Genomic DNA, 14776 nt, shown 5'->3' on the forward strand with positions numbered 1-14776 from the left:
CGAGGGAGAGGGGGCAAATTCGCCCATCCGTCGCAGATGGGCGAAAACTAAGTATTAGTCACATTGAACTTTGATTGCCAGGCCACCGCGTGACGTTTCGCGGTATTTGGCGTTCATGTCTTTACCTGTTTCGTACATGGTCTCAATGACTTTATCCAGCGAGACGCGCGGCGCGCTGGTACGGCGCATTGCCATACGCGCAGCGTTTATCGCCTTCACTGAAGCAATGGCGTTACGCTCAATGCATGGAACCTGTACCTGACCGGCAACCGGATCGCAGGTTAAGCCGAGGTTATGTTCCATGCCGATTTCGGCAGCAACACACACCTGCTCAGGGCTCGCGCCCAACAGTTCAGCCAGACCAGCGGCAGCCATGGAGCAGGCTACGCCCACTTCACCTTGACAACCTACTTCTGCACCCGAGATTGAGGCGTTCATTTTGTACAACGCGCCAATTGCACCGGCCGCCAGGAAATAGCGGGTATAGATATCCGGGCTGACGGACTCGATGAAATGATCGTAATAGGCCAGTACCGCAGGCACGATACCGCAGGCACCGTTGGTTGGCGCTGTCACTACGCGACCGCCCGCGGCGTTTTCTTCGTTAACGGCCAGGGCGAACATGTTCACCCAGTCGATCACGTTCATCGGATCGTTGGACAGCTTATCGCTGGAAACCAGCATACGACGCAGAGCCGAAGCACGACGAGGAACGCGCAGCGGACCCGGCAACACACCTTCGGTGTTCATGCCACGATCGATACAGGCCTGCATGGTTTGCCAGACGTGGCCAAAGTACTCTTCAATCTCTTTTTTGCTGTGCAGAGCAAGTTCGTTCTGCATCGCCATGCCAGAGAGAGACAGGCCGGTGCTGTTGCAGTACTCCAGCATTTCAGTCGCGGATTTGAACGGATAAGGCACGCTGACCTCGCCCGCGGCATCCTGACCAAAATGTTCTTCATCAACGATGAATCCACCGCCGATTGAGTAGTAGGTTTTGCTATAAATGACGGTTTCGCCATTGTACGCATGGATCTGCATTCCGTTTTCATGCAGCGGCAGGTTGCCGTTGTGAAAACGCATCCCGTCATTCTGCGGGAAATCCACTTCGTGCTGACCTTGCGCAAGCAGCAGGCGTCCACGCGTTTCTACGTCGCGGATAAATCCGGGGATGCTATCAATATCCACGGTAGCAGGCTCATTGCCCGCCAGACCCATAATAATGGCGATATCGGTGTGGTGACCTTTACCCGTGAGCGACAGTGAACCATACACGTCGACGGCGACACGAGTAACGCTGTCCAGTAATCCTTTTTCGACCAGGTCATCGACGAACTGTTTACCCGCCTTCATAGGCCCTACGGTATGGGAAGATGAGGGACCAATCCCCACCTTAAACATGTCGAATAGACTAATCACGATAATACTCCTACAGGGCGACTGGGCTTTCCAGTAACGATGTTATAACTGCGCATAGTGTAAGAGGGAACGCGGCGATCGGCTTAACTATTCACATGAATTAAACTAATAGATAACCGCGGTTTTACTAATGTTGTGACCTGAGTTTCAAGTTGTCTATGGAGTGCGTAAAGATAAGTATAGTCAGGGCTTGACGCCAATTTGCAGCGCCAGCTCACGAATTATTCCGGCGGTCATTCCCCAGACGAAATATTGCTCATACCAGGAAAGCCATACACGATGTGAATCGCCGCGGCGGTAGATATCCAACGGGTGATAACGACCTAAATGCAGGGCCTGCGCCAGCGGCATTTCGAACACGGCGGAAACTTCGTCTTCACTTGCGCGATACGGCAAATTTGGCGGGATAATCCCTACCACCGGTGTGACCTGGAAGCCGGTCACGCTGTCGACCGGTGGCAGAACGCCAATCACCTCAACGCAAGAAGGGGGGATCGCCACTTCTTCCTGCGCTTCGCGAAGGGCGGCGGCAATCAACGAGGCGTCGCTGCTATCCACCGCGCCGCCGGGAAAGGCGACCTGTCCGGCGTGCTTGCGCAGATGAACGGATCGCTGGGTTAACAGCAACCCAGGCTGTGGACGACGCACGACGGGGATCAGTACGGCGGCCTGGCGCTGGTTTAACGCGGCATGGTTGACCTGCGGGCGCAGGAGTTGGAAGCGCGATAAAAAATCATCAAGCGTCAGGCTGCTGTATTCCACGTCTCAGTTCTCCAGTTGGTGCAAAATACGATTCACTTTATCAAACGTTTCCTGATATTCAGCGTCTTCCTGACTGTCCGCCACTATGCCGCCGCCAGCGGAACAATAAATTTGTCCGTTTGTGGCTGTCAGCGTGCGAATGGTGATGCAGGTATCCATATTGCCGCAGAAACTCAGATAACCGATGCTGCCGCACCAGGCATTACGTCTTTGTGGCTCCAGTTCGTCAATAATTTCCATCGCCCGCACTTTCGGCGCACCGGTAATAGAGCCGCCAGGGAAGGCGGCGCGCAGCAGGTCGGTGGCGTGTAATGACTCTGGCAGACGCGCGGTAATGGTGCTGACCAAATGATGAACAGCAGGGAACGGTTCGACCACAAACAGCTCCGGAACCTGTACCGAACCCGGTACGGCAACGCGGCCAATATCATTACGCATCAAATCGACGATCATCAGGTTCTCCGCACGATCCTTCGGCGAATTCGCCAGCCGCCGGGCCTGCTCACGATCGGCATCGGCACCTTCAAGCCTGGGCAACGTACCTTTAATAGGACGGGTCTGGATATGCTGGTTCTCCAGCAGAATAAAACGTTCTGGCGAAAGGCTGAGGATAACGCCTTCCTCAAGACGAATAAACGCGCTGAACGGGGCGCGGTTAGCGTGATTGAGTTTGACAAATGCCTGCCACTCATCCCCCTCGTAATGCGCTTGAAAACGCTGCGCGAGGTTGACCTGGTAACAATCGCCGCTGTGCAGATAGCCCTGTACCTGGCGGAATTTTTCGCCATACCGGGCGCGGCTCATATTGGACTGCCACGCCGAGGTCAATGTAAACGGCTCACGCGTTGGCGGTTGTTGCGCGTCGAGCCATTTCAGGCGAGCCTCGACATCGGTATGGCTGAGCAGCGATACGGTCTGCAACTTGTGGTCAACAATCAGCGCCCAGTCGTAAATGCCAACGGCCATATCCGGTAGCGTAATATCGCGCTCAGCAATAGTCGGCAGAGATTCAAAGCGTCGGCCAAGGTCGTAGCCAAACAGACCTAACGCGCCGCCCTGAAACGGCAGATCCGGGTGATACTCGGGGTGAATCTTGTGTGCAGCTAGCGCGGAATGTAATACCGTCATTGGATCATCAAGCGAGCGCGTGATTGCGTGCCCGTCCTGCACTACGGTCTCTTCAGCACGTGTAACCAACGTGGTGACGGGATCCGCCACCAGAATATCAAAGCGGTTATGCGGATGGTCGGCTTGACCTGAATGCAGCAGCATCGCCCAGGGCAGATGGCTTAATGTTGAAAAATAGCGTTCAGCGGCGTCCTGACGCCAGGGTAATGTGATTACTGCGGGAGATAACGTCTTCATCAGTCCTGACTCGTTGCTACTCTACTGGCTAACTGCCCGGTAGCATGAAATAATTAGCGCAGACAATTTAGCAGGAGTTAACAATGTTTGCAGGTTTACCTTCACTCAGTCATGAGCAGCAGCAAAAAGCGGTAGAGCGTATTCAGGAGCTGATGTCGCAGGGGATGAGCAGCGGACAAGCCATTGCTCTGGTTGCTGAAGAGTTACGCGCCAGTCATACCGGCGAGCGGATCGTGGCGCGTTTTGAAGATGAAGACGAATAACGCCGCTTAAACTGCAGCGATTATCTTAATCTCAACTTTGTATTTCGGGTTCATCAATCCGGCCTGAACGGTACAACGTACCGGCGCGTGGCCAGCAACGACCCACGCGTCCCAGGCTTTGTTCATGGCGGCAAAATCGTTTTTGTCTGCCAAAAACAGGGTGGCATCAAGAATACGTGACTTGTTGCTGCCTTGTTTTTCCAGCACCGCATCAATTTGCGCCAGCGTATTTGCCGTCTGCTCAAAGGCGTCTGCATCCAGATTTTCCGGCACGCCGGTGTAATACAGCGTGTTGTTGTGGATTACCACGTCAGACCAACGCGCTTCGGCATCAATGCGCACAATCGTCATAAATCATTCCTCGTTTACGTTTTTTCATAATAGCTTTGGGTTGCGCCAAGACTGCCATAATGTTGTGCCCACGTCACCTCTTCAACTGGCGAAAGACCCGCTGGCCTGACATAATCCCTGTTCAAATGAACAGGGGGCAGTGTGACGGACGATTTTGCAGCAGACGGTCAGTTGGCTAAAGCGATACCGGGTTTTAAACCGCGAGAACCACAGCGGCAGATGGCCATCGCCGTCAGTCATGCCATCGAAAAATCACAACCGCTGGTGGTAGAGGCCGGAACCGGAACGGGTAAAACCTACGCTTATCTTGCCCCAGCGCTGCGTGCCGGAAAGAAGGTCATTGTCTCCACGGGCTCGAAGGCGTTGCAGGATCAGCTATACAGCCGCGACCTCCCGACCGTCGCGAAAGCACTGAAGTTCACAGGTAAACTGGCGCTGCTGAAAGGGCGTTCAAACTATCTGTGCCTTGAGCGTCTCGAACAGCAGGCGCTGGCGGGTGGCGACTTGCCGGTACAAACGTTAAGCGACGTCATTCTGCTGCGCTCCTGGTCAAATCAAACTCTTGATGGGGACATCAGCACCTGCGTCAGCGTGGCGGAAGACTCTCAGGCCTGGCCGCTGGTGACCAGCACTAATGACAACTGTCTGGGCAGCGACTGCCCGCTGTATAAAGAGTGTTTTGTAGTTAAAGCGCGTAAAAAAGCGATGGATGCGGATGTTGTCGTGGTTAACCATCATCTGTTTCTCGCCGATATGGTGGTAAAAGAGAGCGGGTTTGGCGAACTGATCCCGGAAGCTGATGTGATGATCTTCGATGAAGCGCATCAGTTACCGGATATCGCCAGCCAGTACTTTGGTCAATCACTCTCCAGTCGCCAGCTGTTAGACCTGGCGAAAGACATCACCATTGCCTATCGCACCGAGCTGAAAGACACTCAGCAGCTGCAAAAGTGCGCCGATCGCCTTGCACAAAGCGCTCAGGACTTCCGCTTGCAGCTTGGTGAGCCGGGCTATCGCGGAAACCTGCGGGAACTGCTGGCCGACCAGCGCGTACAGCGCGCGTTTTTGCTGCTCGATGACACGCTGGAGCTGTGTTATGACGTGGCGAAGCTGTCTCTTGGGCGTTCGGCATTGCTGGATGCCGCGTTTGAGCGCGCCACGCTTTATCGTGCGCGTCTGAAGCGCCTGAAAGAGATCAACCAGCCAGGCTTCAGCTACTGGTATGAATGCACCTCCCGCCATTTTACCCTCGCGCTGACACCGCTTACGGTGGCGGATAAATTCAAAGAAGTGATGGAACAAAAGCCGGGCTGCTGGATTTTTACTTCCGCGACGCTGTCGGTAAACGATGACCTTCATCATTTCACTGCACGACTGGGTATTGAAGATGCCGAGTCGATGCTGCTGCCAAGCCCATTTGATTACACGCGCCAGGCGCTGCTGTGCGTACCGCGTAATCTCCCGCAAACCAACCAGCCGGGGTCTGCGCGTCAGCTGGCATCCATGCTGCGACCTATTATCGAAGCGAACAACGGTCGCTGTTTTATGCTGTGCACTTCGCACGCGATGATGCGCGATCTGGCGGAACAATTCCGCGCTACTATGACGCTTCCCGTACTGCTGCAGGGCGAAACCAGCAAAGGACAACTGCTACAGCAGTTTGTCAGCGCAGGTAATGCGCTACTGGTTGCCACCAGCAGCTTCTGGGAAGGCGTGGACGTGCGCGGCGATACCCTGTCGCTGGTAATAATCGATAAACTGCCGTTTACCTCGCCGGACGACCCGCTGTTAAAAGCCCGAATGGAGGATTGTCGACTGCGCGGCGGCGATCCGTTTGAAGACGTCCAGTTGCCGGATGCGGTAATCACCCTGAAGCAGGGGGTAGGGCGTCTGATACGTGATGCTGACGATCGCGGCGTGCTGGTGATTTGCGACAATCGTCTGGTTATGCGGCCATACGGCGCCACCTTCCTGGCGAGTCTTCCACCTGCGCCGCGGACGCGTGACATCGCTCGCGCGGTTCGCTTTCTTGCCATACCAACGACTGAGTAATTTGTTACGGAGTGTGGTAAGATGCGCGCCAAATTTATTGATCTGATCACAAACACCCATGCGAATTCTGGCTATCGATACCGCCACAGAGGCGTGCTCTGTTGCCCTGTGGAATGACGGTACTATCAAGGCTCTCTTTGAGCTTTGCCCACGAGAACACACCCAACGAATTTTACCGATGGTTCAGGAAATCCTGGCCGCTGGCGATCTCACGTTAACCGATATCGACGCCCTGGCGTTTGGTCGCGGTCCCGGCAGTTTCACCGGCGTGCGTATCGGTATTGGCATTGCTCAGGGGCTGGCGTTAGGCGCAAACTTACCGATGATCGGCGTCTCCACCCTGGCAACCATGGCGCAGGGCGCCTGGCGTAAGTCGGGCGCGACTCGCGTGCTGGCGGCGATTGACGCGCGAATGGGCGAAGTCTACTGGGCCGAATACCAGCGTGATGACAACGGTAACTGGCACGGTGAAGAAACCGAAGCGGTGTTAACCCCCGAGCAGGTACATGAGCGCTTATTGCAGCTGTCTGGCGACTGGGTGACGGTCGGGACGGGCTGGCCGGCATGGCCTGAGCTTGGTAAAGACAGCGGGCTGACGCTCAGCGATGGTGACGTGCTGCTTCCAGCGGCTGAAGACATGCTGCCCGTCGCCACGCAAATGCTGGCTGCGGGTGAGACCGTAGCGGTCGAACACGCTGAACCGGTTTATTTACGTAACACCGTGGCGTGGAAGAAACTTCCCGGTAAAGAATGAATCTTAGTAGTAGAACCCCGGCTAAGACGTACAGTCGTCAGTGCACAGCATTGTGAACAGGCCGGGGCAGAAGCTAAGAAAAGGGAGTCACAATATGGCGGTGCAAAAGCAGTTATTGAAAGGTGTGTTGGCGGGGGCCTTAGCGTTAATGCTTAGCGGCTGCGTCACCATCCCGGATGCGATTAAAGGTTCGAGCCCGATGCCGCAGCAGGATCTGGTGCGGGTGATGAATGCGCCGCAGCTGTATGTCGGACAGGAAGCGCGTTTCGGCGGCAAAGTGGTGGATATTCAGAACCAGCAGGGAAAATCCCGTCTGGAAATTGCCACCGTTCCGCTCGATAGCGGTGCACGCCCCGTGCTGGGTGAAGCCTCTCGTGGGCGGATTTATGCTGATGTAAATGGCTTTCTCGACCCGGTAGATTTCCGTGGTCAGTTGGTCACCGTCGTCGGCCCGATAAGCGGTACGGTGGACGGAAAAATCGGTAATACGCCGTATAAATTCATGCTGATGCAGGTAACTGGTTATAAACGTTGGCATATTACTCAGCAGATTGTCATGCCGCCTCAGCCTATCGACCCCTGGTTCTACGGTGCGCGTGGCTGGCCTTACGGCGGCTACGGCGGATGGGGCTGGTACAATCCCGGCCCGGCACAGGTTCAGACCATAGTAACAGAGTAACTCTTTGTTTTATTGGTAAAAGAAACAGCGGCTCGTCCGCTGTTTCTGCATTAACGTGGATATAAGAAAAATAAATAGTGACGTGCTTCGCAACCTTGTCGTTGTGTAATAAACAAACTGGTACGCTGAGTTAATATTATGTTAACAGTTTGTTTGTTGCCTGGGGTTGTGATGACGACGAATACGCATTTTAGAGGTGATGTATTGAAAAAGGTTTGGCTTAACCGTTATCCCGCTGGTGTTCCTGCGGAGATCAATCCTGACCGTTATCAATCCCTGGTGGAACTCTTTGAACACTCAGTAAGACGCTATGCCGATCAGCCCGCGTTTGTAAACATGGGGGAGGTGATGACCTTCCGCAAGCTTGAAGAGCGTAGCCGTGCGTTTGCCGCTTATTTACAACAGGGGCTCGGGCTGAAAAAGGGCGATCGCGTCGCGCTGATGATGCCGAATCTGCTGCAATATCCGGTCGCACTGTTTGGGATTTTACGTGCCGGCATGATCGTCGTGAATGTGAACCCGTTGTATACGCCTCGCGAGCTGGAACATCAGCTCAACGATAGCGGCGCGTCGGCGATTGTCATCGTGTCCAACTTTGCCCACACGCTGGAAAAAGTGGTCGACAAAACGTCGGTGCAACACGTGATCCTGACGCGTATGGGCGATCAGCTGTCGACCGCCAAAGGAACGCTGGTTAACTTTGTCGTGAAGTACATCAAGCGCCTGGTGCCGAAGTATCACCTGCCGGATGCCATCTCGTTTCGCAGTGCGCTGCAAAACGGCTATCGCATGCAGTATGTGAAACCCGAAGTGGTGTCGGAAGATCTGGCGTTCCTGCAATATACCGGCGGGACAACCGGCGTGGCGAAAGGCGCGATGCTCACGCACCGCAACATGCTGGCTAACCTGGAGCAGGTTAACGCCACCTACGGCCCGTTGCTGCATCCGGGCAAAGAACTGGTGGTAACGGCTCTACCGCTGTATCACATTTTTGCGCTGACGATGAACTGCCTGCTGTTTATTGAGCTGGGTGGTCAAAACCTGCTGATTACTAACCCGCGTGATATCCCAGGACTGGTCAAAGAACTGGCGAAGTATCCGTTTACCGCGATGACCGGCGTCAATACGCTGTTTAACGCGCTGCTGAATAACAAAGAGTTTCAGCAACTGGACTTCTCGTCACTGCACCTTTCAGCAGGTGGCGGAATGCCGGTTCAACAGGCAGTGGCTGAGCGCTGGGTGAAGCTGACAGGGCAGTATCTTCTGGAAGGTTATGGCCTGACGGAGTGCGCGCCGCTGGTGAGTGTTAACCCTCACGATATTGACTACCACAGCGGAAGTATCGGTTTACCGGTTCCCTCCACTGAGGTCAAGCTGGTGGACGACGACGACAACGAAGTGCCGCCGGGAGAACCGGGTGAGTTGTGTGTGAAAGGTCCACAGGTGATGCTGGGCTACTGGCAGCGACCGGACGCCACTGACGAAATCATCAAAGACGGCTGGCTGCACACCGGCGATATTGCGGTGATGGATGATGAAGGCTTCCTGCGTATTGTCGATCGTAAGAAGGACATGATCCTGGTATCCGGCTTTAACGTCTATCCGAACGAAATTGAAGACGTGGTTATGCAACACCCTGGCGTGCAGGAAGTGGCTGCGGTTGGGGTTCCGTCCGGCAGCAGCGGTGAAGCGGTGAAAATTTTCGTAGTGAAGAAAGATGCCTCGTTAACCGATGAAGCGCTGGTCACTTTCTGTCGTCGTCACCTGACGGGCTATAAAGTACCAAAGCTGGTGGAGTTTCGCGATGAGTTGCCGAAATCTAACGTTGGTAAAATTTTGCGACGAGAATTACGTGACGAAGCGCGTGCCAAAGTGGACAATAAAGGCTGAGCGTTAAGTCAGCCAGTAGAAAACGCCGGGAAATCCGGCGTTTTTTTTGGCGCAAACCTAAGAGAGCACGATTTGAATTATCAAATGATCACCACGGACGACGCGTTGGCCACGCTGTGCGAAGCCGTCCGTGAATTTCCGGCGATAGCCCTGGATACAGAATTTGTTCGCACGCGTACCTATTATCCGCAGTTGGGGCTGATCCAGCTGTTTGATGGCAAACACGTTGCTCTGATTGATCCGCAGGGGATCACCGACTGGTCGCCGCTGCGCGATATTCTGCGTGATACTGCCATCACCAAATTCCTGCATGCAGGTAGCGAAGATCTGGAAGTGTTTCTCAACGCTTTTGGCGAACTGCCGCAGCCGTTGATTGATACACAAATTCTGGCTGCTTTTTGCGGTCGTCCGCTGTCGTGGGGGTTTGCCGCGATGGTGGAAGAGTTTACGGGGGTGGCGCTGGACAAAAGCGAATCCCGCACCGACTGGCTGGCCAGACCGCTGACCGAGCGTCAGTGTGAGTACGCGGCGGCTGATGTCTGGTATCTATTACCGATCACCACAAAACTGATGGTTGAAACTGAAGCCAGCGGCTGGCTGCCAGCCGCACTGGACGAATGTCGCTTAATGCAGCAGCGTCGCCAGGAGGTTCTGGCGCCTGAAGACGCATGGCGCGATATCACTAACGCCTGGCAGTTGCGTACTCGTCAGTTGGCCTGCCTGCAACTGCTTGCCGACTGGCGACTGCGTAAAGCGCGTGAGCGCGATCTGGCGGTGAACTTTGTGGTGCGTGAAGAACACCTGTGGGCGGTCGCTCGTTATATGCCAGGGAGTCTGGGTGAACTGGACAGCCTCGGCCTTTCCGGTAGTGAAATTCGCTTCCACGGCAAAACGCTGATTTCTCTGGTAGAAAAAGCGCAGGCTTTACCGGAAGAATCACTGCCGCAACCGCTGCTGAATTTGATGGATATGCCTGGATACCGCAAAGCGTTTAAAGCTATTAAGGCGCTGGTTGCCGAGGTGAGTACTGAGCATAATCTTAGCGTCGAACTGCTGGCTTCACGCCGTCAAATCAACCAGCTACTCAACTGGCACTGGAAATTAAAGCCGCAGCAGACCCTGCCGGAGTTGGTTTCCGGTTGGCGTGGCGAACTGATGTCCGATCGTCTCAACGCGCTGCTGCAGGAATATCCGCAGTAAGTCACCAGGCTCGCCGGGTTGCGCCATTGCTAACCCGGCCTGCGCAACACTACAAATCAAGCACCAGGCGCTTACCTTTGGCGCGTGAGCAGCAAATAAGCATGCTTTGCTGGCTGGCTTTTTCGTCGTCGCTGAAATACTGATCGCGGTGATCCGCTTCCCCTTCAAGAATCGTCGTTTCACAGGTGCCGCAAACACCTTCCCGGCACAGGCACTCAACGCGCGCGGCTTTGTTATTTTCGATAACCTGCAAAATGGTCATCTCTTCCCGGACCACAAACTCGCGTCCGGAACGCGCCAGAATCAGGGTAAAGGCATCTCCGCTTTTATCTTCCAGCGCAAATTGTTCGAAATGTAGCGTATTGCTGTCCAGTCTATGGAGGGAAGCCGCTTCTCTGACGGCATCGTTGAGCACTGCTGGCCCGCAGGTGTAAATATGTGTGCCGGGTTCGACATCGGCCAGCAGGCGAGATAAATCAAGGCGGGTCCCTGCGCTTGACAGATGCAGATGAATACGATCGACGCTGGGGTGCTGCAGGAGTTCGTCATAAAACGCGCAGTTGTCCTGACTGGGAGAGCAATAATGCAGTTGCCATTGCGCCTTAGAATGTTCCAGCTCCGGGATATGCGATAAAAACGGTGTGATGCCGATACCTCCAGCAATCAACAGATGTTGTTGTGCCTGAGGAGCGAGGGCGAACAGATTGTTTGGTGTGGAGATCGTGAGCGTATCGCCGGGTTTCACGTTTTGATGCAGATATCGTGAGCCGCCTTTGGATGCTTCCTCCAGTCGTACGGCGATTTGCCAGGCGCTCGTATCAAAGGGTGAACTCATCAGCGAGTAAGCATTGCTGTACAGATTCTCGCCATCGCGCATCTGCACGATAATATGGCTGCCACCCTGAAACGCGGGCAACGGCTCGCCTGATGTCGCCGTTAAGGTAAAGCGTTTTACCTGCGCTGTAATCGTCTCAATCCGGCTGACCCGGACTTCTTGCATTTGATAATCAGACATTGCGGCACTCCCTAAAAAATCTGTCCGGCGCGGCTTGACGATGCGCCGGAACCTGTCGTTACAGCCTCTGGTTATTCCTGAAACACCTGCGCGACCAGATTATGGAAATGGGCAATGCCATGTTCGGAGATACCGCTGCCGCTGGTGTCGGCCATAATGCGGCCCTGACCGCGATACCCGCGCGATTTCAACCCTTTTTGGACGCTTTCAACCAGACGTAAATCTTCAGGGCGGAAGACGTTGCGATACCATTCGATCAGTTGTTTCTGCTCTTCGGTCAGCTCTTCGTTGGTGAAGTAGATGTCATAGTTTTGCAGCGTAGTTTCTGCATCCACTGGAAATTCGTAGATAACGGTCATCATGCCTTTGATTGGCGTAACGTTGAGCATGGTGCACGGCCACAGCCAGAAACCGTGGAAGGCGGCATCAACACCTTCTTCGAACTTAAATGACTGCTCTGACGGTTTGGCGAAACCGTATTGTAGCGTCCAGTTGCCGTGCATAGTATGCCAGTAACGATCAACCTGAACCGAGTCGGAAAAACCAGGGTGAGCCGGGCCGCAGTGGTAGCACTCCAGATAGTTATCGACAATATTCTTCCAGTTGGCTGGAGTTCGGGTCGTAAAGCGCGCCGCCAGCTTCAGGTCATGCACATCAGGGCAGGCTTCGATAACTTTGTCTGCAAGACCTGGGAGTTGCTCTTCCACGCTGCCCGCGTTCGGATCCATGTTGATAAACACGAATCCGGCATATTCTTCCAGCCGTACCGGGGTGAGATGTGCTTTCTCACTGTCGAAGTTGGCAACGTTTTCGCAGTTACGTGCATGCGCCAGGTTACCGTCAAGCTTGAATGCCCAGGCGTGGTAAGGGCAGGTAATCACATTTTTCGCTTTCCCTTCGCCGCTCAACAGCTGATGACCACGATGCGGGCAAACGTTGTAGAACGCGCGCAGCACGTTATCGCGACCACGTACCAGCACGATGTTCTCGCCAATCACTTCCCGGGTTACATAGTCATTGGGTTTCGCCAGTTCGCTACTGTGGGCGACGCAAATCCAGCTCTTAGCGAACACTTTCTCCTGCTCGTGCTCGAAGGCCTGATGGTCGGTATAGAACCGGGCAGGGATAGTCCAGGCGTCCTGTGGGTTGGCACAGAAATTTTGCGGCAGAATAAACTCAGGGCTCAGATTGCTCATTGGAATACCTTTAATTTGTGAGTAAGAGGATTTTTTACTGGCGCTTAATTGTCGCCTTTGAGTAATGTCCCGGCCGGTGGTGTGACGGGGACGTCCACTGGCGTTTCGGGGAGATGACCTTCAATTTGATGTGCAGGAACGTGGGCATAGTCCTGCCGTACCCAACGAAGAAAACCGCCAACCTTCACCAACAGAATGGCGAGGAAGGGAAGTGCGGTCAGAACCACCGTGGTCTTCATGGTTTCCAGGGACGCGCCGGTGAACAAAATTGATAATGGGATCAGGGTGATGACCACGCACCAGAACAGACGTAAGCTACGCTGCGGATCTTCCCCTTCCTGCAGGTTACGCGTGCTGGTGGCCGCCATGGTGTAGGCGACGGCATCCATATGCGAGGCGAGAAAAATAATCATGATCGCCAGATACGCCACCAGGAACAGTTTCCCGGCAGGCAACGACATCAACACTTGCTGTACGGCTGTTTCGCCGCCTAACGTGGCCATAACCTGCGGTACGTCGATCACACCGTTCACAAATTGGTGAATGGAGTAGCTTTCCATCACGCCAAAGAAGAACCAGCAGCCAACGGTACTACCCAGGATTAACGCCCAGATAACCTCTTTGATTTTGCGACCACGGGATACGCGAGTGACAAACATTGCCACGCCAGGGGTGTAGGAGATCCACCACAGCCAATAGAACACCGTCCAGTTGCGGGTGAACTCACCGTTGCCGAGCGGGTCGGTGAACAGACTCATCTGCAAAAAGTTTTGTGTCGTCAGACCGATGGCGTTAATGATGTTGTTGGTGATGAACTCGGTCGGGCCGACAATCAGCACCAGCAGCGGCAGTAAAAACGCCCCCCAGCCGACCATTTTGCTCAGACGTTGCAAGCCGTTGTTGATGCCAATCCAGGAGCTCAGACAGAAAATGCCGCCAGAGAACAGGATAACAAACGCCTGTACGGTGAAGTTGTCCGGTAAACCCGTGAGAGCAGATAAACCACGGGTAAAGGTGGCGGCGGTGACAACCAGAGAGATGGTTAACGCGCCAACTGTGGCGATCAGGAACATCAAATCAACCAGCCGGCCCCAGACGCCCTGCGGATGCACGCCGGTGATAGCGGCGATTATTCCGGACAGGCTCAGCCCTTTGTTTTTCCGCACATGAAAGTGGTAGGCCATGGTTAATGAAGCCAGCGTATAGGTCGCCCAGGCGCTGATTCCCCAATGGAAAAAAGAGTAGGGTAAGCTGTATTCCAGCGCTTTTTGCGAGTGCGGAGCGATATTCAGACCCGGGGTCTGGTAATAATAGGCCCACTCAGCAACGCCCCAGTAGAGCGTGGAGGATCCTAGTCCGGCACAAATAAACATAAACAGCCAGGACAGCGTGCTGTATTCCGCTTTTCCTTCTCCCAGACGAATGTTGCCGTATTTGCTGGTGGCCAGCCAGACGACCAGACCCATCGCCATCAGAACGAGGATCTGCACGGCGGAACCCAGCATCCGGGTAACGCCGTTAAAAAGGGTATTTGCGACTTGTGCAGACTGCTGAGGGAAGAGACTAAGTGTGGCGGCGATGAAAAGAATAGCCACCAGACTGATGGCTATCAGCGGCATGTCTTTTTTCTTAACGTTGCTCAACATGGGATCTCCTGGGCACAGTTGCCCGCGTATGGCATTAGCCTGTCGTTGTTATCATGCTGTAGGGAATCAGTGACTTTGTATTTAACAATTTTATTATTTGTTCTTTACATGAATTAAACAATTGCTCGATGCGTGAAGTAATAAAACACGGAACGGAAATAATAAAAGGTGAATTGGCGCAGGT

13 protein-coding genes are annotated in these 14776 nt (G+C 54.2%); 6 read left to right on the forward strand and 7 right to left on the reverse strand.

The window, feature by feature from the left end; translation table 11 throughout:
* Positions 1-54: 54 nt before the first annotated feature.
* From sdaA to pabB, 3 genes are all read right to left on the reverse strand, one after another.
* Positions 55-1419, reverse strand: a complete 1365-nt coding sequence (gene sdaA / locus OGY17_RS10005) for an L-serine ammonia-lyase (RefSeq protein ID WP_003833765.1) — start codon at positions 1417-1419, stop codon at positions 55-57.
* Between the two features lie 183 nt (positions 1420-1602).
* The gene (locus OGY17_RS10010; RefSeq protein ID WP_003020991.1) at positions 1603-2181 is read right to left on the reverse strand and encodes a CoA pyrophosphatase; all 579 of its coding nucleotides are present in this window, start codon (positions 2179-2181) and stop codon (positions 1603-1605) included.
* A gap of 3 nt (positions 2182-2184) precedes the next feature.
* A complete protein-coding gene (gene pabB / locus OGY17_RS10015; RefSeq protein WP_286607131.1) occupies positions 2185-3546 on the reverse strand; it encodes an aminodeoxychorismate synthase component 1 in 1362 nt (453 codons plus the stop codon).
* 83 nt (positions 3547-3629) lie between these two features.
* On the opposite strand from pabB, the gene OGY17_RS10020 reads away from it, so the two are divergent.
* Entirely contained in the window at positions 3630-3809 is a 180-nt protein-coding gene (locus tag OGY17_RS10020; protein ID WP_003020986.1) for a YoaH family protein, read from the forward strand.
* Positions 3810-3815: 6 nt separating this feature from the next.
* Here the strand turns inward: OGY17_RS10020 and OGY17_RS10025 are convergent, their stop codons facing one another.
* Positions 3816-4160, reverse strand: a complete 345-nt coding sequence (locus tag OGY17_RS10025) for a RidA family protein (protein ID WP_003020984.1) — start codon at positions 4158-4160, stop codon at positions 3816-3818.
* 141 nt (positions 4161-4301) lie between these two features.
* On the opposite strand from OGY17_RS10025, the gene yoaA reads away from it, so the two are divergent.
* The 5 genes from yoaA to rnd all read left to right on the forward strand — a co-directional run bounded on the left by yoaA (position 4302) and on the right by rnd (position 10735).
* Positions 4302-6212, forward strand: coding sequence for a DNA repair helicase YoaA (yoaA, locus tag OGY17_RS10030; RefSeq protein WP_286607133.1), 1911 nt, complete (start codon positions 4302-4304; stop codon positions 6210-6212).
* Between the two features lie 58 nt (positions 6213-6270).
* Positions 6271-6966 (forward strand): tRNA (adenosine(37)-N6)-threonylcarbamoyltransferase complex dimerization subunit type 1 TsaB, encoded by a 696-nt coding sequence (tsaB, locus tag OGY17_RS10035; protein ID WP_057066805.1) that lies wholly within the window; start codon positions 6271-6273, stop codon positions 6964-6966.
* 94 nt (positions 6967-7060) lie between these two features.
* Complete coding sequence (locus OGY17_RS10040) at positions 7061-7645, forward strand: Slp family lipoprotein (RefSeq protein ID WP_003020975.1); 585 nt, start codon at positions 7061-7063, stop codon at positions 7643-7645.
* Between the two features lie 204 nt (positions 7646-7849).
* Positions 7850-9535 (forward strand): long-chain-fatty-acid--CoA ligase FadD, encoded by a 1686-nt coding sequence (gene fadD / locus OGY17_RS10045; RefSeq protein WP_122973804.1) that lies wholly within the window; start codon positions 7850-7852, stop codon positions 9533-9535.
* Positions 9536-9619: 84 nt separating this feature from the next.
* Positions 9620-10735, forward strand: coding sequence for a ribonuclease D (gene rnd, locus OGY17_RS10050; protein WP_057066803.1), 1116 nt, complete (start codon positions 9620-9622; stop codon positions 10733-10735).
* A gap of 49 nt (positions 10736-10784) precedes the next feature.
* Here the strand turns inward: rnd and OGY17_RS10055 are convergent, their stop codons facing one another.
* From OGY17_RS10055 to OGY17_RS10065, 3 genes are all read right to left on the reverse strand, one after another.
* On the reverse strand, positions 10785-11750 hold the full coding sequence (locus OGY17_RS10055) for a PDR/VanB family oxidoreductase (RefSeq protein WP_286607135.1): 966 nt from the start codon (positions 11748-11750) through the stop codon (positions 10785-10787).
* Between the two features lie 71 nt (positions 11751-11821).
* Positions 11822-12946, reverse strand: a complete 1125-nt coding sequence (gene yeaW / locus OGY17_RS10060; protein WP_003833746.1) for a carnitine monooxygenase, oxygenase subunit YeaW — start codon at positions 12944-12946, stop codon at positions 11822-11824.
* A 44-nt stretch (positions 12947-12990) separates the two neighbouring features.
* Complete coding sequence (locus tag OGY17_RS10065) at positions 12991-14592, reverse strand: BCCT family transporter (RefSeq protein WP_286607137.1); 1602 nt, start codon at positions 14590-14592, stop codon at positions 12991-12993.
* Positions 14593-14776 lie beyond the last annotated feature (184 nt).

Origin of the sequence: Citrobacter sp. Cpo126, assembly GCF_030332445.1 — a bacterium.
Lineage (GTDB): Bacteria > Pseudomonadota > Gammaproteobacteria > Enterobacterales > Enterobacteriaceae > Citrobacter > Citrobacter portucalensis.